At 62.9% G+C, this 23,766-nt stretch carries 28 protein-coding genes and 1 pseudogene; 9 read left to right on the forward strand and 20 right to left on the reverse strand.

Going from position 1 to position 23,766, the window contains the following annotated elements:
- Positions 1–117 precede the first annotated feature (117 nt).
- The 14 genes and pseudogenes from LHFGNBLO_RS25440 to LHFGNBLO_RS25505 all read right to left on the reverse strand — a co-directional run bounded on the left by LHFGNBLO_RS25440 (position 118) and on the right by LHFGNBLO_RS25505 (position 11,706).
- Entirely contained in the window at positions 118–1,338 is a 1,221-nt protein-coding gene (locus LHFGNBLO_RS25440; protein ID WP_258602052.1) for an MFS transporter, read from the reverse strand.
- A complete protein-coding gene (gene nusB, locus LHFGNBLO_RS25445; protein ID WP_258602053.1) occupies positions 1,335–1,835 on the reverse strand; it encodes a transcription antitermination factor NusB in 501 nt (166 codons plus the stop codon). The genes LHFGNBLO_RS25440 and nusB overlap by 4 nt, the downstream gene beginning before the upstream one ends.
- The gene (gene ribH / locus LHFGNBLO_RS25450) at positions 1,832–2,326 is read right to left on the reverse strand and encodes a 6,7-dimethyl-8-ribityllumazine synthase (protein WP_258602054.1); all 495 of its coding nucleotides are present in this window, start codon (positions 2,324–2,326) and stop codon (positions 1,832–1,834) included. The genes nusB and ribH overlap by 4 nt, the downstream gene beginning before the upstream one ends.
- A 95-nt stretch (positions 2,327–2,421) precedes the next feature.
- Positions 2,422–3,039, reverse strand: coding sequence for a riboflavin synthase (locus LHFGNBLO_RS25455; RefSeq protein WP_258602055.1), 618 nt, complete (start codon positions 3,037–3,039; stop codon positions 2,422–2,424).
- Complete coding sequence (gene ribD / locus LHFGNBLO_RS25460; protein ID WP_258602056.1) at positions 3,039–4,163, reverse strand: bifunctional diaminohydroxyphosphoribosylaminopyrimidine deaminase/5-amino-6-(5-phosphoribosylamino)uracil reductase RibD; 1,125 nt, start codon at positions 4,161–4,163, stop codon at positions 3,039–3,041. The genes LHFGNBLO_RS25455 and ribD overlap by 1 nt, the downstream gene beginning before the upstream one ends.
- Before the next feature lie 2 nt (positions 4,164–4,165).
- Entirely contained in the window at positions 4,166–4,645 is a 480-nt protein-coding gene (gene nrdR / locus LHFGNBLO_RS25465; protein ID WP_258602057.1) for a transcriptional regulator NrdR, read from the reverse strand.
- 138 nt (positions 4,646–4,783) lie between these two features.
- Positions 4,784–5,374: a hypothetical protein gene (locus tag LHFGNBLO_RS25470; protein WP_413774732.1), complete on the reverse strand. Its 591-nt coding sequence runs from the start codon at positions 5,372–5,374 to the stop codon at positions 4,784–4,786.
- 80 nt (positions 5,375–5,454) lie between these two features.
- Positions 5,455–6,768 carry a serine hydroxymethyltransferase gene (gene glyA, locus LHFGNBLO_RS25475; RefSeq protein ID WP_258602059.1) on the reverse strand — a complete coding sequence of 438 codons (1,314 nt, stop codon included), beginning with the start codon at positions 6,766–6,768 and terminating at the stop codon, positions 5,455–5,457.
- A gap of 199 nt (positions 6,769–6,967) precedes the next feature.
- On the reverse strand, positions 6,968–7,162 hold the full coding sequence (locus LHFGNBLO_RS25480; RefSeq protein ID WP_258602060.1) for a hypothetical protein: 195 nt from the start codon (positions 7,160–7,162) through the stop codon (positions 6,968–6,970).
- A 104-nt stretch (positions 7,163–7,266) separates the two neighbouring features.
- Positions 7,267–8,520 carry a L,D-transpeptidase family protein gene (locus tag LHFGNBLO_RS25485; RefSeq protein ID WP_258602061.1) on the reverse strand — a complete coding sequence of 418 codons (1,254 nt, stop codon included), beginning with the start codon at positions 8,518–8,520 and terminating at the stop codon, positions 7,267–7,269.
- A gap of 416 nt (positions 8,521–8,936) precedes the next feature.
- Positions 8,937–9,323 carry a hypothetical protein gene (locus LHFGNBLO_RS25490; protein ID WP_258602062.1) on the reverse strand — a complete coding sequence of 129 codons (387 nt, stop codon included), beginning with the start codon at positions 9,321–9,323 and terminating at the stop codon, positions 8,937–8,939.
- A gap of 197 nt (positions 9,324–9,520) precedes the next feature.
- Complete coding sequence (gene ldtR, locus LHFGNBLO_RS25495; RefSeq protein ID WP_112618061.1) at positions 9,521–10,036, reverse strand: transcriptional regulator LdtR; 516 nt, start codon at positions 10,034–10,036, stop codon at positions 9,521–9,523.
- A gap of 206 nt (positions 10,037–10,242) precedes the next feature.
- On the reverse strand, positions 10,243–10,665 hold the full coding sequence (locus LHFGNBLO_RS25500) for a DUF6163 family protein (RefSeq protein ID WP_258602063.1): 423 nt from the start codon (positions 10,663–10,665) through the stop codon (positions 10,243–10,245).
- A pseudogene (locus LHFGNBLO_RS25505) lies at positions 10,662–11,706 on the reverse strand (enoyl-CoA hydratase/isomerase family protein). The gene LHFGNBLO_RS25500 and the pseudogene LHFGNBLO_RS25505 overlap by 4 nt, the downstream one beginning before the upstream one ends.
- Positions 11,707–11,894: 188 nt before the next feature.
- Here LHFGNBLO_RS25505 and LHFGNBLO_RS25510 point away from each other — a divergent pair.
- The 4 genes from LHFGNBLO_RS25510 to LHFGNBLO_RS25525 all read left to right on the forward strand — a co-directional run bounded on the left by LHFGNBLO_RS25510 (position 11,895) and on the right by LHFGNBLO_RS25525 (position 15,434).
- Complete coding sequence (locus LHFGNBLO_RS25510; protein ID WP_258602064.1) at positions 11,895–12,719, forward strand: DUF2066 domain-containing protein; 825 nt, start codon at positions 11,895–11,897, stop codon at positions 12,717–12,719.
- A gap of 86 nt (positions 12,720–12,805) precedes the next feature.
- A complete protein-coding gene (hemB, locus tag LHFGNBLO_RS25515; protein WP_258602065.1) occupies positions 12,806–13,837 on the forward strand; it encodes a porphobilinogen synthase in 1,032 nt (343 codons plus the stop codon).
- Between the two features lie 236 nt (positions 13,838–14,073).
- On the forward strand, positions 14,074–14,610 hold the full coding sequence (locus LHFGNBLO_RS25520) for a glyoxalase superfamily protein (RefSeq protein ID WP_258609884.1): 537 nt from the start codon (positions 14,074–14,076) through the stop codon (positions 14,608–14,610).
- Between the two features lie 179 nt (positions 14,611–14,789).
- A complete protein-coding gene (locus LHFGNBLO_RS25525) occupies positions 14,790–15,434 on the forward strand; it encodes a dihydrofolate reductase family protein (RefSeq protein ID WP_258602066.1) in 645 nt (214 codons plus the stop codon).
- Between the two features lie 51 nt (positions 15,435–15,485).
- Here the strand turns inward: LHFGNBLO_RS25525 and ppk2 are convergent, their stop codons facing one another.
- A complete protein-coding gene (gene ppk2, locus LHFGNBLO_RS25530) occupies positions 15,486–16,406 on the reverse strand; it encodes a polyphosphate kinase 2 (protein ID WP_258602067.1) in 921 nt (306 codons plus the stop codon).
- Between the two features lie 238 nt (positions 16,407–16,644).
- On the opposite strand from ppk2, the gene LHFGNBLO_RS25535 reads away from it, so the two are divergent.
- Positions 16,645–17,688 carry an aldo/keto reductase gene (locus LHFGNBLO_RS25535; protein WP_258602068.1) on the forward strand — a complete coding sequence of 348 codons (1,044 nt, stop codon included), beginning with the start codon at positions 16,645–16,647 and terminating at the stop codon, positions 17,686–17,688.
- A gap of 30 nt (positions 17,689–17,718) precedes the next feature.
- Here LHFGNBLO_RS25535 and LHFGNBLO_RS25540 read toward each other — a convergent pair whose 3' ends face one another.
- The gene (locus tag LHFGNBLO_RS25540; RefSeq protein ID WP_258602069.1) at positions 17,719–18,690 is read right to left on the reverse strand and encodes a glycosyltransferase family 90 protein; all 972 of its coding nucleotides are present in this window, start codon (positions 18,688–18,690) and stop codon (positions 17,719–17,721) included.
- A 204-nt stretch (positions 18,691–18,894) separates the two neighbouring features.
- Here LHFGNBLO_RS25540 and LHFGNBLO_RS25545 point away from each other — a divergent pair, with 204 nt between their 5' ends.
- Entirely contained in the window at positions 18,895–19,053 is a 159-nt protein-coding gene (locus LHFGNBLO_RS25545; RefSeq protein ID WP_258602070.1) for a hypothetical protein, read from the forward strand.
- 75 nt (positions 19,054–19,128) lie between these two features.
- Here the strand turns inward: LHFGNBLO_RS25545 and LHFGNBLO_RS25550 are convergent, their stop codons facing one another.
- A complete protein-coding gene (locus LHFGNBLO_RS25550) occupies positions 19,129–19,389 on the reverse strand; it encodes a DUF982 domain-containing protein (RefSeq protein WP_319944178.1) in 261 nt (86 codons plus the stop codon).
- 97 nt (positions 19,390–19,486) lie between these two features.
- A complete protein-coding gene (locus tag LHFGNBLO_RS25555; RefSeq protein WP_258602072.1) occupies positions 19,487–20,152 on the reverse strand; it encodes a GntR family transcriptional regulator in 666 nt (221 codons plus the stop codon).
- A 183-nt stretch (positions 20,153–20,335) separates the two neighbouring features.
- On the opposite strand from LHFGNBLO_RS25555, the gene LHFGNBLO_RS25560 reads away from it, so the two are divergent.
- Positions 20,336–21,589 carry a multidrug efflux MFS transporter gene (locus LHFGNBLO_RS25560; RefSeq protein ID WP_258602073.1) on the forward strand — a complete coding sequence of 418 codons (1,254 nt, stop codon included), beginning with the start codon at positions 20,336–20,338 and terminating at the stop codon, positions 21,587–21,589.
- 33 nt (positions 21,590–21,622) lie between these two features.
- Positions 21,623–21,991, forward strand: coding sequence for a DUF423 domain-containing protein (locus LHFGNBLO_RS25565; protein ID WP_258602074.1), 369 nt, complete (start codon positions 21,623–21,625; stop codon positions 21,989–21,991).
- A gap of 160 nt (positions 21,992–22,151) precedes the next feature.
- Here LHFGNBLO_RS25565 and LHFGNBLO_RS25570 read toward each other — a convergent pair whose 3' ends face one another.
- A complete protein-coding gene (locus LHFGNBLO_RS25570) occupies positions 22,152–22,301 on the reverse strand; it encodes a hypothetical protein (protein WP_258602075.1) in 150 nt (49 codons plus the stop codon).
- A 62-nt stretch (positions 22,302–22,363) separates the two neighbouring features.
- On the reverse strand, positions 22,364–22,501 hold the full coding sequence (locus LHFGNBLO_RS25575; RefSeq protein WP_258602076.1) for a hypothetical protein: 138 nt from the start codon (positions 22,499–22,501) through the stop codon (positions 22,364–22,366).
- Between the two features lie 163 nt (positions 22,502–22,664).
- On the opposite strand from LHFGNBLO_RS25575, the gene LHFGNBLO_RS25580 reads away from it, so the two are divergent.
- Positions 22,665–23,741 carry a LacI family DNA-binding transcriptional regulator gene (locus tag LHFGNBLO_RS25580; protein WP_258602077.1) on the forward strand — a complete coding sequence of 359 codons (1,077 nt, stop codon included), beginning with the start codon at positions 22,665–22,667 and terminating at the stop codon, positions 23,739–23,741.
- Positions 23,742–23,766: the final 25 nt, after the last annotated feature.

Here is a 23,766-nt window from a genome sequence, read left to right on the forward strand (position 1 = left end):
ATATGAGCATGGCTTCAACGCCCAGTCGGGGCACACGGTTTCATAAGAAGCGGGATCAGCGCAATAATTTTGTTCCGGCGCGGTAAAATCGGCGCGCCTTGTCCCGACAGCGTGATGTCAGGTGCCCTGGCGCAAGCCCGTCATCTTCAACGCGCCAAGCGCCACGAAGCAGAGCACGGTGACCGGGAAGATGATCCAGTTCAGCATTTCCCAGCCCCAGGCGTTGTAGACCGCGCCCGACATCAGCGAGGCGAAGGCGACGGAGCCGAACAGGACGAAGTCATGAAAGCCCTGGACCTTGCCCTTTTCCGATGGCCGGTAGCTGTCGGCGACCATGGCGGTGGCGCCGATGAAAGCGAAATTCCAGCCAAGGCCAAGCAGGATCAACGCCGTCCAGAACTGCCATAGCGCCAGACCGGACAGCGCCACCACGGCGCAACCGACAAGCAGGATCAGCCCTGTTGCGACGATCCGTTCGGCGCCGAAGCGGTGGATCAGCGAGCCGGTGAAGAAGCTCGGCGCAAACATCGCCATGACATGCCAGGAAATGCCGAGCATCGCATCATCCGTCGACAGGCCGCAGCCGACCATGGCCAGCGGCGCACCGGTCATGACGAAGCTCATCAGCGCGTAGCTGCCGACGGCGCAAAACAGCGCCGCGACGAAGCGCGGCCTGGTGACGATCTCGGCGAGTGGGCGGGCGTCGTTGTCGGTGAATTCCGCCTTGTCGGTGGTCCTGGCCGGGATGCGCAGGAACGACAGGATGACGGCGCCGACCGCCGCCAGCACCAGGATGGATGCGAACGATCCGGCAAACATCACCGGCGCGAACAATTCGCTGGTGAAGATGACGATCTGCGGCCCGAGAATGGCGGTGACGATGCCGCCGGCCAGCACAAAGGAGATGGCTCGAGCCTTGAATTCAGGCGGCGCATTGTCGGCAGCGGCGAAACGGAACTGCTGGACGAAAGCGCCGCCGACGCCGAGCACGGCCAGGCCGAAGGCGAACAGCCAGAAGCCGGCCTGAAACAATGCCAACGTCGCGATCAGCCCGCCGACCGCGGTGATGATCGTGCCGGTCATGAAGCCGCCGCGCTGGCCAAGCCAGCGGATGATTGCCGCTGCCGGCAGTGCACCGAGCGCCACACCGACGTTGAAGCCGGTGATCGGCGCTGTCGCCAGCGACTTGTCGGCGGCAAGTAGATACTGCCCGGCCAACCCGCCCACGGAAATGGCGATGGGTGCGGCCGAACCGATTATCGCCTGCGCGGCGGCAAGGATGAATGCCGTTCGGCGTGCTTCCTTGCCGGCCTCGGTGACGACGGCCGCGGCCGTCATGAAGCGTCCTTGCCGCGTCCCTCGCCGCGCACCCGGCGCGACACGCGATCGAGTACGGCGTTGACCAGCTTCGGCTCGTCTTCCTCGTAGAAGGCCTTGGCGATGTCGACATATTCCGAAACGATGACGGCCACCGGCACGTCCTCGCGCTTCATCAATTCGTACACGCCGGCGCGCAATATGGCGCGCAGCGTCGAATCGAGCCGGGACAGCGGCCAATCCTCGGTCAAAGCCTGGCGAATGATCGGATCGATGTTCTTCTGATTCTCGACGACGCCGGCAAGAATGGCGCGAAACCATTGCGCGTCGGCCTCGCGATAGAGCGCGCCGTCGACTTCCTTGCCGAGCCGAAAGGCCTCGTATTCGGCGGTGATCTCGAAGACGCCGCTGCCGGCGACATCCATCTGGTAGAGCGCCTGCACGGCGGCCAGACGAGCAGCGCCGCGCTTGTTGGCGTGGCGCACCGCAGGCTGGCCGGGCGCAGCGGGTTCGCTCACGATCGCTCTCCCAGCTGCTGCTTGAGGGCGATCATGGTCAGCGCCGCGCGCGCGGCAAAGCCACCCTTGTCGCCTTCCGAACGCTTGGCGCGCGTCCAGGCCTGCTCGTCATTCTCCGTGGTCAGGATGCCGTTGCCGATGCAGACCGAGTCCTGCACCGACAGATCCATCAGCGCACGGCTGGATTCATTGGCGACGATGTCGAAATGATAGGTATCGCCGCGGATGATGGTGCCGAGGGCGACGAATCCGTCATAGCTAGTCCCGCCTTCGGCCATGCCGTCGAGCGCGAAGGAAATCACCGCGGGGATTTCGAGCGAACCCGGAACGGTGACGATGTCATAGGTCGAGCCCGCTTCATCGAGCGCGCTGGTCGCGCCGTCGAGCAGCGCGTCGGCAAGATCATCGTGGAAGCGCGCCTCGATGACGAGAAGGTGGGCCTTCTTCTTCGGGCGGATGAACGCTTTGCCGTGTTGGGATGTGCCAGCCATAGATGTCTCCGGGGATCGCCGGTGACTTAGGCCGAAGCGGCCGCGTTCGCAAGCTTTGTCCGATGTTCAGGCACGGTGTAATTTCCGAGAGTGGCTCAAAGGCCCTCTTTGGCTGCCTCGACCAGCCGCGCCGCGTAGCGGGCCATCGTGTCGATCTCGAGGTTGACGCGGTCGCCGACGTCACGCTCGCCCCAGGTGGTCACGGTCAGCGAGTGATGGATCAACAGCACGTCGAAGCGCGTGCCTTCGACCTTGTTGACGGTGAGCGAGGTGCCGTCGAGCGCGACCGAGCCTTTGGGCGCGATGAACCTTGCCAGCTCGCGCGGCGCCTCCAGGGTAAAACGCACGGCGTCGCCCTCTTCCTTGCGCGCCACGATCTCTGCCATGCCGTCGACATGGCCCGATACAATGTGGCCGCCGAGTTCGTCACCGATCTTCAGCGCCCGCTCAAGATTTACCCTGGTGCCGGATTTCCAGCCCATGGCTGTCGTCAGCCTGAGCGCCTCTTCCCAGGCCTCGACCTCGAACCAGCGTGCATTGGCCCCCCTTTCCGGCAGTGCCGTCACCGTCAGGCAAACGCCGCCGCAGGAAATCGAGGCGCCGATGGCGATGGTGTCCGGGTCGTAGGCTGTGTCGATGCGCAAGCCGACCCCTTCCCTCAACGGCTTCACGGCAGCCACGGTGCCGACATCGGTGACAATTCCGGTAAACATCAGATGTCTCTTATCCATTCCGCATAGGCGTCTTCGCCGAATTGCATGTCGCGCAATTTGCGGAAGCCTGCCGGGATATGGTTGGCGTCGATGGGCGATGCAATGCCACCCTTGCCGATCGCTTCCGGTCCCTGGAACAGCACGATGCGGTCGACCAGCCCGTCGGCGAGGAACGCCTTGGCCACCTTGGCGCCGCCCTCGACCAGCACGCTGGCCATGCCAAGCGCGGCCAGATCCTCGAGCAATTCCGGCAGCGCGACGCCGCCTTCGTGCGTTTCGGTACCGATGAAGCGCACGCCGGCGCGTTCCAGTGCTGCCCGCCGGTGCGGGTCGGCCTCCAGGCAAGCGGCGAGGTATAGCGGCACCCGGTCGATGCCGGAAACCAGCTTCGATGCTTCGGGCAACCTGATCTGCCGGTCGAGCACGATGCGCGCCGGCGATCGGTTCTCCAACCCCGGCAGCCGCACGGTCAGCGCCGGATCGTCCTCCAGCGCCGTGCCGACGCCGATCAGAATGCCGTCGGCTTCGGCCCGCATGAGATAGACTTCGCGGCGGGCAATATCGCCGGTGATCGAGACCTGCCCCTCGCCTTCCACACCGAGCTTGCCGTCACTGGAAAGCGCAAGCTTCAGAATCACTTCCGGGCGTTTTCTCAGAGATCGAATCAGATATCCGGCCATCTGTTCGGCGGCCTCGGCCGCCAGCACCTTTTCGACCACTTCGACACCAGCAGCTCGCAGGATGGCATAGCCTTGGCCCGAAACGCGCGGATCGGGATCGCTTGCCGCCCCGACCACCCGGGCGACGCCGGCGTTGACCAGGGCGTTGGCGCAAGGCGGCGTGCGACCATGATGGGCGCAGGGCTCCAGCGTGACATAGGCGGTGGCGCCGTGCGCCAGTGCGCCGGCTTCGGCCAGCGCCTCGGCCTCGGCGTGCGGCCGACCGCCGACGGCGGTGACGCCGGTGCCGACGATCATCGGCCCGGCGCCGTCGTCGCGCACGATCAGCGTGCCTACGGAAGGGTTGGTCGAGGTGCGGCCGGCATTCCTACGCGACAGCCTGAGTGCTGCCGCCATGAAACGGCGGTCAAGAACCTCTTGCTCGGCTTTGCTAGGCCTTGCCATGCTCAGCCGGCGTCCTCTTCGCTCTTGAGCTCATCGCCCTTGAGCTCGCCCAGCACATCATGGAAATCCTTGGCCTCGCGGAAATTGCGATAGACCGAGGCAAAGCGCACATAGGCGACGTCGTCGAGCGACTTCAACGCCTCCATCACGAGACGGCCGACCTCACCCGAGGCGACTTCGGTCTCGCCCGAGCTTTCGAGCTGGCGCACGATGCCGGTCACCGCACGGTCGATGCGCTCGGGGTCGACATTGCGCTTGCGCACGGCGATCTCGACCGAACGCAGCAGCTTGTCGCGGTCGAACGGCACCTTGCGCCCGGATTTCTTGACCACCACGAGGTCGCGCAACTGCACGCGCTCGAAGGTGGTGAAGCGGCCGCCGCAATCGGGGCAGACGCGGCGCCTGCGGATGGCCGCGCCATCCTCGGCGGGGCGCGAATCCTTCACCTGCGTATCTTCGGACTGACAGTAGGGACAGCGCATGGAGAGCCTTCGGGTTGGCGATTCTGGCGGAACGAGAGGCTTAGAGGTTTTTGCCGGGACGGGCAAAGGTTCGGCAACGGCCTCGCGTACCTCAGAGATAGCGAGGCGCGAGGAAAATTGCCAGCCGCGCCAGATACGTCAGGGTGCGACGTCTTTGGTCGGGAAGCCGCAGGACGTTCCGAGGTTGCGATAGGCCTTGGTGAAGCCGTCCATCGGGATGCTGGCGACGGCTTGCTTGCCGAAAACGACATCGAGCGCGATGACCTGGCGCATGGCGCGCAGCAGCGCGAGGCTGGTCTTGGCTTGATTGTCGACCGTCCAGCTCGGGCGGCCGGCGACGGCATCGTTGGAATAGACGGTCGCCGAAACCTTGACGCCGGGGTCGCCGAATGTCGCCGCAATCTTCTTGCCGGTCGGCAGGTCCTTGTTGGCGACCGTGAACATGATGGCCGGATAGGCATCGGGCGGCAGGGCGTCGCCGGTTGAGATCGAAAGCGTCAGCGTGCCGGCATTGCCGCTGCCATCGACAAAGGCGGTGGAGGCGGCGCAGGTCTTGCGCGAATCCTGGCCGGTATCCAGCGCATCAACGATGGTGGTCCACCTGCCAAAGGTGCTGGTGGCGGGCATATCCGTGCTTGGCTCCGTCTGTTCCTGGGCGACCGCGCCTGACACGGCGAAGGCGGCAAGCGAGCCGAAGAAGGCCAGAATGGCAAGGCGGAACATGCGCATCATCAAAATCTCCACTAAGCCGCGCCGCTCGACCAGGAGCGGCGCAGAGCGCGGGATAAAAGACGACGTGCGGCGTGCGGTCAACCGAGATAGGGGTAGAGCGGGAAACGATCGGTCAGCGCCATGACCTTGGCCTTCACCGCCGCCTCGACAGCCGCATTGCCTTCGTCGGAATTGGCGACCTTCAGCCCGTCCAGCACTTCGGCGATCAGCTTGCCGATCTCGCGAAACTCGGCCTGACCGAAGCCGCGCGTCGTGCCGGCAGGGGTGCCGAGACGCACGCCCGAGGTGACGAAAGGCTTTTCCGGATCGAACGGAATGCCGTTCTTGTTGCAGGTGATGTTGGCGCGGCCAAGGGCCGCCTCGGCACGTTTGCCGGTGGCGTTCTTGGGACGCAGATCGACCAGCATCAAATGGTTGTCGGTGCCGCCGGAGACGATGTCGAGGCCGGTTTCCTTGAGGCTGGAGGCCAGCGCCTTGGCGTTGGCGGCGACGCTCTCGGCGTAAACCTTGAAGCTTGGCTTCAGCGCCTCGCCGAAGGCCACCGCCTTGGCGGCGATGACATGCATCAGCGGGCCGCCCTGCAGGCCGGGGAAGACGGCCGAGTTCATCTTCTTGGCGATGTCCTCGTCATTGCACAGGATCATGCCGCCACGTGGGCCGCGCAGCGACTTGTGCGTCGTCGTCGTCACCACATGGGCATGCGGCAGCGGCGACGGGTGGACGCCACCGGCGACAAGACCGGCGATGTGGGCCATGTCGACCATCAGATAGGCGCCGACCGCATCGGCGATCTCGCGAAAACGCTTCCAGTCCCAGACGCGCGAATAGGCGGTGCCTCCGGCAAGGATCAACTTCGGCTTGGTCTCATGCGCGGTCTTCTCGATCGCGTCCATGTCGAGCAGATGGTCTTCCTTGCGCACGCCATACGACACGACCTTGAACCATTTGCCGCTCATGTTGACCGGCGAACCGTGGGTCAGGTGCCCACCGGAATTGAGATCGAGGCCCATGAAGGTGTCGCCGGGCTGCAGCAGCGCCAGGAACACCGCCTGGTTCATCTGGCTGCCGGAGTTTGGCTGGACATTGGCGAAGTTGCAGCCGAACAGTTTCTTGGCGCGCTCGATGGCGAGCTCTTCGGCCACGTCGACGAACTGGCATCCGCCATAGTAGCGCTTGCCCGGATAGCCCTCGGCATATTTGTTGGTCATGATCGACCCTTGCGCTTCGAGCACCGCCCGCGAGACGATGTTTTCCGACGCGATCAGCTCGATCTCATGGCGCTGGCGGCCGAGTTCGTTGCGGATGGCGCCGAAAATCTCAGGATCGGCATCTTCCAGCGTGGTTTCGAAGAAAGATTCGAATTTGTTCGACACTGCCGCTGCTGTAGCCATGGACTGAAATCCTCGGGGTTCGGGGGCAATTTGTTCATGCATATCGTGGCCCCAAAACCGCTGCACACTTTTGGGCGACATGCATTGCCGCGCCATTAACACAGTTGTTTTCGCCTCGCCACGTTTGCGGCGCGAAATTTGCTGGCCGGATTGCGCCAGAAACACCCGTGCGACTTCTATTTCCGCTCCTGCCTGCCTTTCAGAGCGCCTCCGTCAGCGTGATCTGGGCAAACAGCGCCTGTGCCGTATGATCATTGATCTCACCGCTACGCAACATGGCGCGCACACTGGTGCGCTCCGCCGCGATGGCGGCGAACCGGAGTTCAAGCTCCAGCCGCCCGGCTTTGATTGAGCATGATCTTTCCGAAAACCGGATTCCACTTTTCCAGATCATGCTCTCGCCGATACGTCCAGCCGGCAAAAGAGACGCGTCGACCGGGAATTTGAAAAGCAAAAGGCCGCCTTGTCGGCGGCCTTTTCGATAATAAGAACAATCGCTTATAGCGCTGATGTGATCTGCAGTTCGTTGTTGCCGTCGAGGCCGTAGATGTCGTCGCGGAACTGCACGACGCCCGGACCCGTCGACCAGGCCGAGACGTAGAGGAAATAGACCGGCACCGGATTGGTGACCTGCACCGGCGTGTTCTCGCCAGTCTTGATCGTCGCCTCGAAATGCTGGCGGTTCCAGCCCGGCGTGTCGCGCAGGATCCAGGTGACGAGGTCGCGCACGTTCTGCACGCGCACGCAGCCCGACGAATCGAAGCGCATCATCTTGCCGAACAGGCTCTGCTGCGGCGTGTCGTGCATATAGACGCCGTCCGGGCTCGGGAAGTTGATCTTGACCGAGGCCATCGCATTGCCGGCGCCCGGATCCTGGCGGAAGCGGTACTTGGCGGCGTCGTCCGTCGACCAGTCCACCGTCATCGGATCGACTTCGCTGCCATCAGGCGCGAACAGGCGGATATGGCTGTCCTTGAGATAGTTCGGATCCTTCCGCATCAGCGGAATGATGTCCTTGCGTACGATCGAGACCGGTGCGTTCCAGTAGGGATTGACGATGATCTCGTTGATCTTGGAATTGACGATTGGCGTCTGGCGGTCGATCTTGCCGACGACCGCCGTGTGACGCAGGACGACGCGGTCGTTCTCGACCGCCTCGATCTGGGCGCCCGGTATGTCGACCAGCACATAGCGATTGCCAAGCGTGCCGGCACGCTCTTGCAGCCGCTGCAGATTGGTCTGCAGCTGGCCAAGCCGGATTGGCGCCGAAACATTCATCGCCGCGTAAGTGTACTTGCCCAGGGCGCCGTCGGAAGGCAGGCCGTGACGCGCCTGGAAGCGCTTGACCGCTGCGTCGACATAGGAATCGAAGGACGTCGAAATGCCGGCGCTCTGCGCCAGGTCACCGGACATCATCAAGCGCTTGCGCAGCGGCACCACGTCCGGATCATCGACCCCAAGCTGCAGTTTCTTGGTCGCCGGGACCTGCTCCCAGCCGCCCTGGCCGACGATGTTCTGATATTGTGCGACCGCCTGCTCGGTGAACGCTACGGTCTGCGGGCTGAAGATCGGCAGGGTCGAGGCGACCTTGCCGCCTTCGCTGGCGCGGGAATCGAACTGGTCATCCCAATTGCCGCGGGCCGAGGATTTCAGGATATCACCGATCACGTCCTGCGCATTGGCGCTGCCGGCCACAACGGCGACTGCGAGCGCGGAGGCTCCGGAAAGGAAGAAACGGCGGCTGGTTCTCATGGACGTTCCAGACATTCTTGCAGCTATTCGATCTGCCGCATTCGGTTATCGGGGCGATCTCACCCACACTCTAAAGTTGGCATTCTTAACAATTAGCCAACCATGACCCGCATCACTTAGGCGTGAAAACGCGCGGGGGGCGAAGCGAGTTCCGGATGACCTCATGGCTTTCACCGCAGCATCACCCGCATCCTCGCTTTCACCGGGAATATGGCGGCAACGTGGCCTTCGCCGCGATTTTGGGCAGCCCGGCGTCAGGAAATGAAAAGGCCGGTGCTTTTCGGCACCGGTGACAACCTGGACATCTGATCTGAAGCGAGCCTTCGTCCTCGACCTCCACAGTCGCGCGCTGACCGCCTCGCGCACCGATAGGTGTTGTAGGGGGGCGTCATCGCATCATCCGGCAGCGCGAAGTCTCAACCCTTTGGAGCCTGAGCCGTCGGCACCTTCAATTCCGAGCAACGTTGCAATACCTCATTCTGAGGATAGCGCAGGACCTTGTTGTCCAGTTTGAGCAGCAGCTCCCGTCTCCTGCCGGTGCTCTCCTCACCGTCCGTGCACGTCATGTCCAAAATCATCGCGTCCAAGCGGTTGATCTTCTGAACTTTGATCAGTGTGCAGCGCACCTCCCACATCTCCACTGCTTTGTCAGTGAACGTCACGATCGAGTCATTGTTGTCGCATGGGACGCTGCCTTCCGCGGCAAAGGAATCCTTCCACCACTCTTCGGCGAAAGCCGTTTGCGAGACCAACAAAAGTGTCAGGGCAACCGAGCAAATCTTCGAGCGTTTCCCCAGGCCCATAGTACCCCCTCCAAACCGCGACATCTAAGCACCGTTGCAGCACACCTGCCAAGGATACTGCCGACGGCTGAGCTTTGGGACAAGGGTTCTACACCACGAAAAGAAAAGGGACCGATGCTTTTCAGCGCCGGCCCCCGATGGCTGCCCCCAGGCCGCGCTTCTCTGGCGCGGCTTCAGATCTTGTGCCGGTAGATGGCTTACATCCGGTAAGCGATGGTGTCGTTCCAGAAGCGGTCGAGCCGCTGCAGCGCGCGGTTCATCTGCTTGAATTCTTCGCTGTTGATGCCGCCGACCTGCTCGATCGAGCCGACATGGCGCTCATAGAGACCACCGACGACCTCCGCCACCTCGTTGCCCTTCGGCGTCAGCGAGACGCGGACCGACCGACGGTCGATGCGCGAGCGCTGGTGGTTGATGAAGCCGAGATCGACAAGCTTCTTCAGATTGTAGGAGACGTTCGAGCCGAGATAGTAGCCACGCGAGCGCAGTTCGCCGGCGGTCAGCTCGGAATTGCCAATGTTGAACAGCAGCAGCGCCTGGATGGCATTGATATCGGAGCGGCCGTTGCGGTCGAATTCATCCTTGATCACATCAAGCAGACGGCGGTGCAGACGCTCCACCAGCTGCAGGGATTCCATGTACAGCGAACGGATCGCCTCGCGGCGGTCGTCGGATACGTTGGCGGTCTTCGCCGCCGGACGCGAATTGATCATTGTCTTTGCCTCTCGTTTGTCGCCCTGGTGATTTTTTGTTTTTCACCTTGATCGCGACACTATCGAATACTCATAAAATTCGACTTAAACGCTAGGGCTAACAAGAGCTTACCGGTAATAGGTTTCGCAAGACGCTTAACGAACGGTCACCCGAGCAAGGTTAATTAACCTAAAGATTTAGCCAACGATCCCCTGGGGCGAAAAGGCTAGGCCCGCGCCGGGCGCTTGCGCATCCAGATCACCACACGGAAGACGATATAGAGCAGCGCCACCGCGATGTGTGAAAAGAGGATGAGCGGCCGGTGCCCGAATAGATCGGGGAAGCCGGCATACATGATGGTCTCGGTGACGGCGCAAATGAACCAGATCACCGGACCCCACGACGCCAGCATCCACAGGCCGGCGGCGGCGAAGGGAAAGAACACGGCGAGCACCACCGCCGCCACCTGCCAGTGCACCGGCATCAGGTCGAAGCGCCACAGCGAACCGGGATAGAAGCCGATCAGCCGGATCCAGTACAGAACTCCGAAGAGCAGGCAGTAGCCGGCGATGACACGCTGGAACCAGCCGAAGATGATTTCGACGCCCGAAGGCTGGAGCACGATGCGTCTCGACGCGGCCTCGCTCACAGTTCGAGCTCCCGTTCATCGAGCGGAGCGAAATAGCCATCGACGTCGGCAGCGCCAACCGCAGCGATGCTTGCCGGCTGCCAATGCGGCTTCGAGCCCTTGTCGATGATGGCGGCGCGAATGCCTTCATAGAAATCATGGCCGGCAAGCATGCGGTTGAGGATGCGGAATTCCATCTTCATGCATTCGTCCATAGACAGCGTCAGCCCGGCGCTGATCTGGCGCCAGGCGACATGCAGGCTGGTCGGCGAGCGGGTGCGGATCGTTGCCAGTGTCTTGGCCGCGAATTCGTCTTCGGCGGCCGCGCGCTCCAGGCTGTCGATGATATCACCGAGCGAGGCTTGCGCGAAATGGCGGGCGATCGCCGTCAGCGTCGGCCTGTCCGTCTCGCGCTTGGCCGAGATGAAAAACCCGCGCAGCACCGATTCCGGGTCGCCGGTCGCCGCCAGCCGGTCAAGAAAGCCGGCCTGATCTTCGGCCTTGATCGTGTGCGTCGCCAGGCCCGACCATAGCGCATCGCCATGGGCGGATTCGGTTGCCGGTCAGCGCCAGATACATGCCGAAGCTGCCGCCGAGGTCCGGCAAGAGATGGCTGGCGCCGACATCGGGGAAAAAGCCGATGCCGACTTCCGGCATGGCGAACTGGGCGTTCTCGGTCATCACCCGCTGCGAGCCGTGGAACGAGATGCCGACGCCGCCGCCCATGACGATGCCGTCGATCAGCGCGACATAGGGTTTCTTGAAGCGTTTGATGCGGGCGTTCAGCCGGTACTCGTCGGCGAAGAACTCGACCGGCGGCTTTCCGGCCCGGCCGGCCTCGTAGATGTGGAGGATGTCACCGCCCGCCGAAAACGCCCTGCCCTCGGCCTTGACGACGACGACATCGACGCCGTCATCCAGCTCCCAGGCGCGCAGCGCCTTGTCGAGTGCCTTGACCATGCGATGGGTGACGGCATTGAGCGCCTGCGGCCGCGTCAGCGTGACGACACCGGCCCTGCCCAACCGTTCGAAGCGAATCTCATCGCCTCCATCAAAATCCATCGCCAGAGATTCCCTCCCCCGCGCCTGCGGGATTGAAGTGCTAAGCGTGGCGCATGGGTCAGTCAATGGCAGGAGCGTATTCGCGCCACCTTGGCCACTGCCGCCGCCCGATGTTAGAAGTTCGCCGCCATCGCAGCCGGGACGCACTGTCTTTCAGCGGCTATCACCGGCTTCGGGGATTGTGAGCCATGCCTGGATATTCGCGCCTCGTGCTGGTGATGATCGGCCTGTTCTGCTCGATGCCGCGTCCCGCAGTCGCGGCAACCATCGACGAGCTCTACCAGTCGCAGGCCATCGTCACCGGCCAGGGCGAGGTGAACCGCCAGATTGGCTTCAAGGCCTGCCTGGACTCGGTTCTGGTGCGGGTCTCCGGCGACCAGCGCTTGCCGAAAAGGCGTGAGATGGCGGCGCTGCGCGACAAGGCCGGCAGTTTTGTTGCAGAATTCCGCTACCGCGACCGCATGGAGGGCATTCCGGTCCACGACGAACAAGGCACCCACGACCGGCCGCACGATCTCACCTGCCTCTACAAGCCTGATGTGATCGACGCGGTGCTTGCCTCGCTCGGCAGCAAGCCGTGGCTTGCCGAGCGGCCGCACCTGGTGGTCTTTCTGGCGGTGGAACAAGGTGCAACGCATTTCGCGCTGACCGCCGAGGATGAACGCGGCCAAGCCATGCGTGAATCGTTTGTGAATGCCACCGGCCCACTGGTCATGCGGATCGCGTTTCCGAGGGCCTCGCTGCTGGCCGCGTCCGAGCTGGACGACAAGACGTTGCGCTATGCCGATATGGTGGTGCTGAACCAGCTCGCCAGGCAAGCCGGCGCCGATCAAGCGCTTGCCGGCAGCATCGTCTGGAGCGACAAGGAGATGGGCTGGATCGCCGACTGGCGGATTGCGATGGGGGCCAAGGCCTATAGCTGGCAGGTGCGCGGCGTGAGCTTCGACGAGGCGTTCCGTGTCGCCATGCGGGGTGCGGCCCAGGTTCTGAGCGGCAACGGCCTGCCAGAATAGGGCTCGACCGGATCGCTGGCACAATCGTGTCGCATTGGTCAGCGGCTAGGGCTCGTGGTAAAAGCCGCCGAGCGAGAGTTTTGGCGATGAACAAATTCACCCCTGCAAAAGCTGCCGGCGCACGCAGCGTCGACGAGATCACCGGCAGCCGCCGCTTGCGGCGCATGCGCAAGGCCGACTGGTCGCGCCGCCTCGTCCAGGAGAACCGACTCAGCGTCGACGATCTGATCTGGCCGATCTTCGTCGTCGACGGCAAGAATGTGCGCGAGCCGATCGCAGCCATGCCGGGCGTCTTCCGCCTGTCGCTCGACCTTGCCGTCAAGGAAGCGGAGCGCGCGGCCAAGCTTGGCATTCCGGCCATCGCCACCTTCCCCAATGTCGAACTGGGCCTGCGCGACCAGACCGGTTCGCACATCCTCGACCCCGAAAACATCATCAACCGCGCCACGCGCGCCATCAAGCACGCGGTGCCGGAGATCGGCATCATCACCGATGCGGCGCTCGATCCCTTCACCTCGCACGGCCACGACGGCATTTTGCGCGACGGCATCATCGTCAACGACGAGACGGTGGAACAGGTGACGGCCGCCGCCGTCATCCAGGCGGCTGCGGGCGCCGACATCATCGCCCCCTCCGACATGATGGACGGCCGCATCGGAGCCATCCGCGACGCGCTCGACGCCAACGGGTTTCAGGATGTGGCGATCATGTCCTACGCGACGAAGTTCGCCTCGGCCTTCTACGGTCCCTATCGCGAGGCGGTCGGCACCGCTGGCCTGCTCAAGGGCGACAAGAAGACCTACTATATCGACCACGCCAATTCCGATGAGGCGGTGCGCGAAGCCGAACAGGACATCGCCGAAGGCGCCGACATGCTGATGGTCAAGCCCGGCCTGCCCTATCTCGACATCATCCGGCGGCTGAAGGACGAATTCCAGATGCCGACCTTCGCCTATCAGGTGTCGGGCGAGTATTCGATGATCAAGGCAGCCGCCGCCAATGGCTGGATCGACGGCGAGAAGGCGATGCTGGAATCGCTGCTTGCCTTCAAGCGCGCCGGCTGCGACGGCATTTTGACCTACTTCGCGCCCGAAGTGGCGGCGATGCTGAAGGGATAATATCCCCTTCATCGGACATTCGGCACGGCGGCGTGAGCGCCGCCATTTTTCCGCTGACAAGCAGCGGTGGCCCCGGCTATGATGCGCGCACGGCCGGAGGCGGCCGGCAGCCCGCGCCCTGCCAAGGGGAATGGCGAACGCCTCCAAAGGATGCTTCCTGACCCGTTTCACCGTCAGGCGAAGGCGTCGGCAATGCGAGCACTGACGAAGACTTCGCCGTGACCAAAGGAACGGACATGCTTGCCTATCACGATGCCAAGACCATGGCGAAAGCCATGCGGGAGGCGCTTGCCGCCCGCGACCTGACGATCAGCCACAGCGAGGCGCTGGAGATCGTCGCGCGCCAGTTTGGACTGGCGACCTGGAATATCCTGTCGGCAAAAATCGACACGCCCAAGCAGGACACGATCGTCTTCGAACGGACGGCGCCGATCGTGCGCATCTTCGACGTGGCCAAGGCACACGAATTCTACCTCGGCTTCCTCGGTTTCACCGTCGACTGGGAGCATCGTTACGGCGACCACTTCCCGCTCTACACGCAGGTCTCGCGCGGCGGCCTTGTCCTGCACCTGTCCGAACATGCCGGCGATGCTACGCCCGGTGGCAACATGGTTGTCTACATGAGGGGTATCCGCGACTTCCACAAGGAACTGGCGACCAGGAACTACCGCTACATGAAGCCCGGTATCGAGCACGAGGACGGGCGGCTGACGGTCGAGGTCATCGACCCGTTCAGCAACCATCTCCGCTTCATGGAACTTACGGGCGAATGACCTGATATGGCGGCTGTCTTGACGGCCGCCATCACCTGGCCAGACACTCATGACGAAGCAGCCCGCGCGTCGCCTTGCGACCCGTCTCACGACGCGCGGCTGAAAAAGCACTTGCAAGATGCAATCAGTTTAGCTAGAAACTAACTGCTTGCATTTAGCAACCGGTTTAGGAGGCATCCATGTCCAAACTTCGTGTCGCCGCATTCACCCTGTCGATCGACGGCTTCGGCGCCGGCCCCGACCAGGACCTGAAGAACCCGCTGGGCATCGGCGGGGAGGCCCTGCACAAATGGATGGTCGGCACCCGAACCTTCCGCAACATGGTTGGCGAAAAGGGCGGAACAACGGACACGGACGACGGGTTCACGGTGCGCAGCTTCGAGAATGTCGGGGCCTGGATCCTGGGCCGCAACATGTTCGGGCCGATCCGCGGAGAATGGCCGGACGGTAGCTGGAAGGGTTGGTGGGGCGATAATCCGCCCTATCACGTGCCGGTCTTCGTGCTGACGCACCATGAGCGTGAGCCCAGCGTGATGGAAGGCGGCACGACCTTCCATTTCGTCACCGACGGCATCCACTCCGCGCTGGAAAAGGCGAGAGCAGCGGCCGACGGGAAGGATGTACGGGTCGGCGGTGGTGTTGCCACGATCCGGCAATATCTCCAGGAAAGCCTCATCGACGAACTGCATCTGGCGATCTCGCCGATGCTGCTCGGCTCCGGCGAAAACCTCTTTGCCGGTCTCGATATGCTCAAGCTTGGCTACCGCTGCACCGAGCAGGTCGCGACGCCGGATGCCACGCATGTCATCATCAAGCGTGATTAGCGGCCGGAGTGGCGTGGCCTGGATCGACTGCCACGCCGGTCGTATGGACCGTCAGTACTTCTCCGGCACGTAGAGTTCACGCGGCAGCGTCTGACGCTCGTATTCGGGATTGAAGACGCGCTCCGGCAGCGTGATCTCCTCGTGCGGCACTTCCTCATAGGGCATCTGCTTGAGGAGATGATCAATGCAGTTCAGCCGCGCCCGCTTCTTGTCGTTGCCTTCGACGATGTACCAGGGGGCTTCCGGAATGTTTGTGCGGGCGAACGTTTCTTCCTTGGCCTTGGTGTACTGCTCCCAGCGCACGCGCGACTGCAGGTCCATCGGCGACAGCTTCCACTGCTTCATCGGATCGTGGATGCGCATCAAAAAGCGCATCTGCTGCTCCGCGTCGGTGATCGAGAACCAGTATTTGACCAGCGTGATGCCGGAGCGGACCAGCATGCGCTCGAACTCCGGCACGTCGCGGAAGAACTCCTCGACTTGATCCTGTTCGGCGAAACCCATCACCCGCTCGACGCCCGAGCGGTTGTACCAGGAGCGGTCGAACAGCACGATCTCGCCGCCGGCAGGCAGATGCGGCACATAGCGCTGGAAATACCATTGCGACTTCTCGCGCTCGGTCGGCGCCGGAAGAGCCACGACGCGGCAGATGCGCGGATTGAGCCGCTGGGTGATGCGCTTGATGACGCCGCCCTTGCCCGCGGAATCGCGGCCCTCGAAGACCACCACCAACTTCTTCTTGTGATAGGCGACCCAGGACTGCAGCTTGATCAGCTCCGACTGCAAGCTGATCAGGTCTCGAAAATACTGCATGCGATCGATCGAGGGCGGATGCGCATTCTTGTAGATCTTGGCGATCTCCATCGACAGCGCCGGCTCCGACATTTCCAGTTCGTAGTCTTCGTCGAGCGTGTCGGCGAGTTCCGCTTCCAGCCAATCCCTGGCGGGAGAATTCTGTTTTAACTCGGTCATTTGCGCTGCTCCGCTTGCCAACCTGAGATGGAACCCTGAGCCGACTTGATATAGGCCGGCAATGACGGTTTTATTGCAGTCGGCAAGCGAGCCGGGCACCACCGCAAGCGCGAGGCATGATCGATCCGTCGTCGTGGCATGGCGACAAGCCGCTCGAATTGTCCTACAAATGCCCGTCCAATTCGGGCTGCCTGTTTCCGGCACCCCTTCAATACAATCACATTCGCGAGGATCTGACATGGAATACCGCACCCTCGGCCGTTCCGGGCTGAAAGTTTCGACGCTGACCATGGGCACCATGACCTTCGGCGGCGCCGGCGCATTTGCGGCGGTCGGCAAGACCGATCTCGACGAAGCCCGTCGGATGATCGACATGTGCATCGATGCCGGCATCAATCTCATCGACACCGCCAATGTCTATTCGAACGGCATTTCCGAAGAGATCATCGGCGAAGCGCTGGGCGGCAAGCGCAAGGGCGACGTGCTGATCGCCTCCAAAGCGCGGATGCGGATCGGCAAGGGCCCAAACGACGAAGGCCTGTCGCGCTACCATCTGATCCGCGAGTGCGAGAAGAGCCTGAAGCGCCTGCGTACCGATGTTATCGACATCTATTTCCTGCACGAATGGGACGGGGTGACGCCACTCGAGGAAACCATCGCCGCGCTCGACACATTGGTCAGCCAGGGCAAGGTCCGGTATGTCGGCTGCTCCAACTATTCCGGTTGGCAGGTGATGAAGGCGCTGGGTATCAGCGACCGCCGGCACCAGCCACGCTTCGTCACCCAGCAGATCCACTACACGCTGGAAGCGCGCGAAGCTGAATACGAACTTTTGCCGATCTCGGTCGATCAGGGGCTTGGCGTGCTGGTGTGGAGCCCGCTCGCCGGCGGATTGCTGTCCGGCAAGTACCACCGCGACAGCCCAACTGCCCGCCAGCTCAGCGGCTGGTCGGAGCCGCCGATCCGCGACGAGGACCGGCTGTGGCGGATCGTCGATGTCCTTGCATATATCAGCAAGGCTCGCGGGGTTTCCGCCGCACAGGTGGCGCTGGCCTGGCTGCTCGGCCGGCCGGCTATCAGTTCCCTGGTGATCGGCGGACGGACCGAGGCGCAGTTCAAGGACAACATCGCCGCTGCAAGCCTGGCACTTACCGACGACGAGCGCAGCCGGCTCGATGCGGTCAGCCGCCCGCCGGTGCTCTATCCCTACTGGCACCAGCAGCTCACGGCAAAGGACCGCTTCGGTCCGGCCGATCTGCTTCTGGACCGCACCGGCATCTGACCAGGGGGATAGTGCGGCGACGCCGCCGCTCTAACCCTGGATATAGCGCCACACCTCGGGATCAGGTTCGACCTGGCCCGAGAGCACGAAATATTTGTAGAGCACGAGCAGGGAGATCGCCTGCTCGGCCTGCTCGTTGCAGAACTTTCGGCAATAGGCGTTGGCCGCGGCAATGATGCGTTCGGCCTCAGTCGGATGCTGCTCGAAATACCGCACCTTTTCGGCAAGATCGGCGAAATCCGGTTCGAGCGGCACATAGTGAACGTTCGCCTCGATCTGCTTTTCGGCGAACCAGGTCTCGTATGTAGGCGGCGGCATCAGGCACAGCGAATTCGAACTCATGATCCATTTGAGGTTGGTCGCCACATCATTGCCTTCGAGCGAAACGATGTAGCGGTAGTGTCGCTGCTGGTCGATGGTGAGATAGGGCTTGCGGTATTGCGCCGCCGCCGTCCGCTTGGGTGTGCCGACGTCGCAGAACGGCAGATCGCGCACCGCCTCCAGGAACAGGGTCCGGATCGGATTGTTGAGATCGCCGCGCCAGACCACGGCCGGACGTTTGTCGGCGAAACGCATCCTGTCGGCGGGCATGTGGAAGTGGCGGAACTTGTCGAGTTTCAGCAGGACCGCGTTGCTGTTGCCGTCCTGTATCGGCCGATCCTTGACGATAGACGGCACATTGGGCACTTCGATGACGTCGCCGAATTCCAGATCGATGAGCAGTTCGGGATCGAAGTAGCGGGCAAACTCCTTCAGGTCGTAATAATACATGCTCGGCGAAAACGGCAATCGGCTGATGGGCACCGCATCAGGGCCCGGCGCGAAGGTGTGCTGCAGCTTGTTGTAGTAATTCAGACGTTCGCGGACCGACCCGTCAGAGAGCCTTGCCTGGCGCAGACGGCCGGCCAGCCTGCTACGAAACAATGCCTGCGGGACGATATCGCGCGCAGCATTTCGCATATAATAGAACAGCTTTACCGAGTTTCTTAGAATCGTGGCCATGGGTCAGTTGATTCAAAAACAGATCGGCGGCTCTTAGCACCTGTGCGCCGATCTTTCCTACAGCATTGTGCCGTACATCTTGCAAGCCCGGAACCGTGCGGAACCTGACCGCCTGAATATCTATGGGTGCCGATCGTCCGTTGCGGTGTTGTGTTTGTGGCCCAATGCTCCTAGGCAGGGCCAAGCGTAGCGAAAGGAAACGATATGGCGCGAGCACCGAATTACGGCCAGGAACGCAAGGAGCGCGATCGGCAGAAGGCTGCCAAGAAGGCGGAGAAGCTGGCGGCCAAGGTCGCAGCCAAGGAGCGTGACAAGCCCGAGGACGCAGCCAACTCCGAAACCGAGACCGAAAAGGCAGAGTAGATCGGCATCCTCTCGGCGAGGCAGACCGCGTTACGTCTGGGATTTAGCCGTGCTCAGGCCGGCATATCGCCGTGCTCAGGCCGGCATCTTGTCGCTGACGAAGACGTTCACTTCGCGGGCGGCGGCGATGAAGGCACGCCTTGCGTTCATCGCCGGCTTGTCGCCGGCCAGCGCATCGTGACAGGCCTGCAGCGCTTCGCGATGCTTGGGGCTGCGCTTGCCGGGCCAGCTGTTGAGAAGGAAATCGGAAGCCTCACGGGCCGAACGCAAGAGCTGAGTACTTCCCTCCGTGGCCGACTTGACGGTCACGGGTGTTTCAAATCGGTTGTTTTCCATCGCCGCTCTTACGCCATCGGCGTTCGCGAAGCGAGGCCGAAAGTGATGGCGTTGCCCGTTCTACCTTTTTCCTGACGAACGGCCCCGCGCCGTGGACTCAAGCGGCGACGACGGCAAACCCTCGGGCGCGCAGGCCGCGCCGGTCATTGTGCAGCGATGTCACCAGCCGGTCGCGGCTGCCGACGATGTGAGCCGAAAGCCGGCCTGCCGCGTCGCCGGCATCGCCGGCCCGCACCGCTGCCAGAATGGCATGGTGTTCGGTCCAGGCACGGCCAAGTGCGGCTTCGTCGCGAACCTCCAGCCAGCGGGCGCGCGACAGACGTGTCATCGCGTCACGGACTGCCCTGAACAGAAATTCGTTGCCCGACAGGCGCGCCAGCTCGATGTGGAAATCCATGCCGACGCGATGCCATTCCTCGCGCGGGGTGCTGGTGTCGCAGGAGTCGAGCATCGCCTCGATGACATCGACGGCGCTCCTGTCCTCCAGGGCACAGGTCAACTTGACCGCCGCGACCTCGACCGCCTCGCGATAGACCGCGATCTGTTCGAGTTCGGCAAGGTTGATCGGCGATACCGTCCAGCCACGCCCGTCGCGGCAGATCAGGCCCTCCGTCTCGAGCCGCAGAAGTGCTGCCCGTACCGGCGTGCGCGACGCCCCGAACCGGCTTTCGATCCAACGCTCAGTCAGCCGCTCGCCCGGACCGATCTCGAGACCGAGGATCATTTCGCGAAGCTGCTTTTCGACATTCTGCATCTGCGACATTGTCGTTTTCCGTTTTCTGGCCGTTCCGGCCGCTTGCCGGCGACCGGCTTGCTGGCCAGCATCACGCCGAAGAACGCCGCATTGACAGCAGCCAAGCTTGCGTCCAAGACGGATACCAGCTTGGTATCCCAAAACGGTATCCGCCGCAAGCCGTCTGCATCGGCTGCCGGACAGGACACGACAATGCCGCAAGAAGACACCGCGCAAGACGCGCACAACATCCACTGGCGGCGCAATCTGTTCGTCTGCTTTGCCGGCTCGTTCAGCACGCTTGTCGCAATGACGCTGCTATTGCCGTTTCTGCCGCTCTACGTCGAGCAGTTGGGCGCCGAAGGCCATGCGGAAATCGTGCAGTGGTCCGGCATCGCCTATGGCGCGACGTTCCTTGCCGCAGCACTTGTCGCGCCGCTCTGGGGACGGCTGGGCGACCGCTACGGCCGCAAGCTGATGCTGGTGCGCGCCAGTTTCGGCATGGCCGTCTGCATGTCGCTGACCGGAATGGTGGAGACCGTGTGGCAACTGGTGCTGCTGCGCCTGCTGATCGGTTTTGCCGGCGGCTATTCCTCGGGCTCGACCATCCTGGTCGCCATGCAGACGCCGAAGGATCGTTCCGGCTGGGCGCTCGGCGTGCTGTCGGCCGGCATCACGGCCGGCGCCCTCGTCGGCCCGCTGCTCGGCGGCGTGCTGCCGCCGCTGATCGGAATTCGCACCACCTTCCTGCTCTCTGGCGGCGTCATTTTCCTGGCGTTCCTGGCAACGACTTTTCTGATCAAGGAGAACCCTCGCCCGGTCCAGACAGACGCCAAGTCAAAGGAAAGAACGAAAGGCGGCTGGGCGCAGATCCCCGACAAGCGTCCTGTCGTCGCCATGCTGGCGACCGGCATGTTGTTGAGTTTCGCCACAATGTCGATCGAGCCGATCATCACGGTCTATGTCCAGCAGCTGATCGAGGACCAAAGCCGGGTCACGCTGATCTCCGGCGTCGTCATGTCGGCAGCAGCACTCGGCGCCATCCTGTCGGCCTCGCGGCTCGGCAAGCTCGCCGACCGCATCGGCCACTGGAACGTCATCGTCGCAGCGCTTGCGGTCTCGGCGCTGCTGCTGATCCCGCAGGCCTTCGTCACTGAGGGCTGGCAGCTCGTCGGCCTGCGTTTCCTCATGGGCCTGGCGCTGGGTGGTCTGCTGCCCTGCATCACCAGCGTCATCCGCCACAATGTTCCGGACGGCGTCGGCGGCAATGTTCTCGGTCTGTCGATCTCTGCCCAATATGTCGGACAGGTCGCCGGCCCGCTGCTTGGCGGCTTCGTCGGCGGTCACTTCGGCATGCGGGCGGTGTTTCTCGGCACATCCGTGTTGCTGGCCGGCGGCGCAGTGTACAATTGGCTGGTCCAGTCGCGCCGTACGCGTGACATGCTGGTGCAGGCCGGCAAATCCTGACACGATTCGCGGACGATTCACGGAGACATCAGCATGGCCGAACATCCGGCAAGCGGCAGCGGCCGCACCCTTGTTTTCGCCGGCGGCCTGTGCGGCGCGGCGGGCGTGGCGCTGTCGGCTGCGGCGGCGCATCTGGGCGGCGCGTTCGTCGCTACGGCCGCGTCCTTTCTCATCATGCATGCGCCGGTGTTTCTTGCCGTCGGTCTGATCGGCGTAAACCGGGTCTTGCGGATCGGAAGCCTGATGCTGCTGGTCGGGCTGCTGTTATTCTCAGGCGATCTTCTCGCCCGAGATTTCCTTGGCTCGCGGCTGTTTCCGATGTCGGCGCCGATTGGCGGCACCTTGCTCATCGCAGGCTGGCTGGTGATTGCAGCCTCGGCGCTGGTGCACCAGCGTTCCTGACGCGGAAGACCCGACCTCCGCTGCTGACCTTAAAGCGCGTCGCGTTGAAGCGGATTCAGTCGATGCGCTTTAAGTCTTTGGCTTTACGCATGTCGTTGTCCCAAATCCACTGCGCACCCCCTCGGGTCAAGTCCGAGGGCAGGTTTTTGGGCGACATGCATCAGTCCTGCCGACGTTCGGGCCGGACCAGCAGCTCGCGGCTGCGCGTGGCTGGCTTGGCCAGCCGCCGCCGCTCCGGCCGATCGGAAGCCGGCGAGATGCCCCAATAATTGCGATAAATCTCTTCGAACAGACGATTGACGGGATGCATGGCACCCTCCTCTTTTGAAGCTTGAATCGATCCAATCGAGCGGCACGAAAATGGCGCGCCGATCAGCTCCGCTTGCGCTCCACTAGGAAGTGCAGATCACGCTTCCCGTTCTTGCCGCGGCGCTTTTGGGTAGAGGCAACCGAGGCTATGCCCCAGTCGTTGCCGTAGATGTCTTCGAATAGATAGTTGACGGGATGCATGGCACCCTCCTCTTCAAGCGATCCAACCACAATTGGCATGACACTTGGATCGATTCAAACATAGGTCTTGCCGTGCCAATGTCAAGCAAAAATTTGAATCGATCCAACGAAAGTGCTAGATGCGTCCAACGAACGTGCTAGATGGAACTGGAGGCAAGCAAGAATGGCGCTACGCGGCAAAGGCAACACAAGACCTATCCGGCTGGCAGACATCGCCAAAGCCGCCGGGGTTTCGCACGGCACTGCGTCCAATGTCTTCAGCCGTCCCGAGATCGTGCGCGAGGAAGTCCGCGAGCGGGTCAAGGCGGCGGCGGAAGCAATGGGCTATGCCGGGCCCGACCCCAAGGGTCGGCTGTTGCGCGCCGGCAAGGTCAACGCGATCGGCGTCGCCACGAGCGAACCCCTCGCCTATTTCTTTGACGATCCCTATGCCCGCGCGATGATGGCCAGCATTTCCACGGCATGCGACGCCACCGGCGCCGGTATAGCGCTGGTGTCGGCCGGCAACGAGGAAAAACTCGCCTGGAACATCCAGAGCGCGCTTGTCGACGGCTTCATCCTGTTTTGCATCGAGGGCGGCTCGCGCCTCGTCGAATTGACACGCGAGCGCAAGTTGCCCTTCGTCGCACTTGAACTTGGCTTCGAGGACGACACCGTCTCGGCGATCGGCGTCGACAATGTCGCCGGCGCCCGTATGGCAGCGCGCCATCTCGCCGAGCTTGGCCATCGCCGCTTCGCGGTGCTGTCGCTGCAGTTCGCCGACAACAGCACCGGCCTTGTTTCGCCCGAGCAGGTTGAGGCGGCGGTCTACACAGGCACGCGCGACCGCCTTGCCGGCTATTTCGAGGCGCTTTCGCGCTTCGGCGTCGACATCGCCAAGGTGCCTGTCTACGAGACCGAAAACGACGAAGCCAGCACAAGAGCGGGCCTCGAAACCATCTTCGCCGGCAGCGAGAAGCCCACCGCCATCCTGGCGATGTCGGACCGGATGGCCATTATCGCCATCGAGTGGCTGCAGGCGCACGGCCTGACCGTCCCCGACGACGTCTCCATCGTCGGCTTCGACGGCGTGCCGGACGCAGCCCTTTGCGAACCTGCGCTGACCACCGTCGCCCAGCCGATCGCCGAGATTGGTCGACGTGCGACACGGGCGATCCTCGATTTCGACGGCAGGGTGCTGCGCGAAACTCTGGATGTCGAGCTGGTCGTCAGGGCATCATCAGGCCCCGCAAGAGCCTGACCCCGGTCCCTGCCTTCATCGATTG

This window comes from Mesorhizobium sp. AR10 (assembly GCF_024746795.1).
Lineage (GTDB): Bacteria > Pseudomonadota > Alphaproteobacteria > Rhizobiales > Rhizobiaceae > Mesorhizobium.

Excerpts from the sequence above, each read along its gene's own strand:
- LHFGNBLO_RS25575 (WP_258602076.1), bottom strand. The coding sequence starts at position 22,501 with ATGCATCCCGTCAACTATCTATTCGAAGACATCTACGGCAACGACTGG.
- LHFGNBLO_RS25555 (WP_258602072.1), bottom strand. The coding sequence starts at position 20,152 with ATGTCGCAGATGCAGAATGTCGAAAAGCAGCTTCGCGAAATGATCCTC.
- LHFGNBLO_RS25525 (WP_258602066.1), top strand. The coding sequence starts at position 14,790 with ATGTCCAAACTTCGTGTCGCCGCATTCACCCTGTCGATCGACGGCTTC.
- ribH (WP_258602054.1), bottom strand. The coding sequence starts at position 2,326 with ATGGCTGGCACATCCCAACACGGCAAAGCGTTCATCCGCCCGAAGAAG.
- LHFGNBLO_RS25510 (WP_258602064.1), top strand. The coding sequence starts at position 11,895 with ATGCCTGGATATTCGCGCCTCGTGCTGGTGATGATCGGCCTGTTCTGC.
- LHFGNBLO_RS25580 (WP_258602077.1), top strand. The coding sequence starts at position 22,665 with ATGGCGCTACGCGGCAAAGGCAACACAAGACCTATCCGGCTGGCAGAC.
- ribD (WP_258602056.1), bottom strand. The coding sequence starts at position 4,163 with ATGGCAAGGCCTAGCAAAGCCGAGCAAGAGGTTCTTGACCGCCGTTTC.
- LHFGNBLO_RS25535 (WP_258602068.1), top strand. The coding sequence starts at position 16,645 with ATGGAATACCGCACCCTCGGCCGTTCCGGGCTGAAAGTTTCGACGCTG.
- LHFGNBLO_RS25440 (WP_258602052.1), bottom strand. The coding sequence starts at position 1,338 with ATGACGGCCGCGGCCGTCGTCACCGAGGCCGGCAAGGAAGCACGCCGA.
- LHFGNBLO_RS25455 (WP_258602055.1), bottom strand. The coding sequence starts at position 3,039 with ATGTTTACCGGAATTGTCACCGATGTCGGCACCGTGGCTGCCGTGAAG.
- LHFGNBLO_RS25540 (WP_258602069.1), bottom strand. The coding sequence starts at position 18,690 with ATGGCCACGATTCTAAGAAACTCGGTAAAGCTGTTCTATTATATGCGA.
- LHFGNBLO_RS25545 (WP_258602070.1), top strand. The coding sequence starts at position 18,895 with ATGGCGCGAGCACCGAATTACGGCCAGGAACGCAAGGAGCGCGATCGG.
- LHFGNBLO_RS25565 (WP_258602074.1), top strand. The coding sequence starts at position 21,623 with ATGGCCGAACATCCGGCAAGCGGCAGCGGCCGCACCCTTGTTTTCGCC.
- ppk2 (WP_258602067.1), bottom strand. The coding sequence starts at position 16,406 with ATGACCGAGTTAAAACAGAATTCTCCCGCCAGGGATTGGCTGGAAGCG.
- LHFGNBLO_RS25490 (WP_258602062.1), bottom strand. The coding sequence starts at position 9,323 with ATGGGCCTGGGGAAACGCTCGAAGATTTGCTCGGTTGCCCTGACACTT.
- glyA (WP_258602059.1), bottom strand. The coding sequence starts at position 6,768 with ATGGCTACAGCAGCGGCAGTGTCGAACAAATTCGAATCTTTCTTCGAA.
- LHFGNBLO_RS25550 (WP_319944178.1), bottom strand. The coding sequence starts at position 19,389 with ATGGAAAACAACCGATTTGAAACACCCGTGACCGTCAAGTCGGCCACG.
- LHFGNBLO_RS25570 (WP_258602075.1), bottom strand. The coding sequence starts at position 22,301 with ATGCATCCCGTCAATCGTCTGTTCGAAGAGATTTATCGCAATTATTGG.
- LHFGNBLO_RS25470 (WP_413774732.1), bottom strand. The coding sequence starts at position 5,374 with ATGCGCATGTTCCGCCTTGCCATTCTGGCCTTCTTCGGCTCGCTTGCC.
- LHFGNBLO_RS25485 (WP_258602061.1), bottom strand. The coding sequence starts at position 8,520 with ATGAGAACCAGCCGCCGTTTCTTCCTTTCCGGAGCCTCCGCGCTCGCA.
- nrdR (WP_258602057.1), bottom strand. The coding sequence starts at position 4,645 with ATGCGCTGTCCCTACTGTCAGTCCGAAGATACGCAGGTGAAGGATTCG.
- LHFGNBLO_RS25520 (WP_258609884.1), top strand. The coding sequence starts at position 14,074 with ATGCTTGCCTATCACGATGCCAAGACCATGGCGAAAGCCATGCGGGAG.
- LHFGNBLO_RS25480 (WP_258602060.1), bottom strand. The coding sequence starts at position 7,162 with ATGATCTGGAAAAGTGGAATCCGGTTTTCGGAAAGATCATGCTCAATC.
- ldtR (WP_112618061.1), bottom strand. The coding sequence starts at position 10,036 with ATGATCAATTCGCGTCCGGCGGCGAAGACCGCCAACGTATCCGACGAC.
- hemB (WP_258602065.1), top strand. The coding sequence starts at position 12,806 with ATGAACAAATTCACCCCTGCAAAAGCTGCCGGCGCACGCAGCGTCGAC.
- LHFGNBLO_RS25560 (WP_258602073.1), top strand. The coding sequence starts at position 20,336 with ATGCCGCAAGAAGACACCGCGCAAGACGCGCACAACATCCACTGGCGG.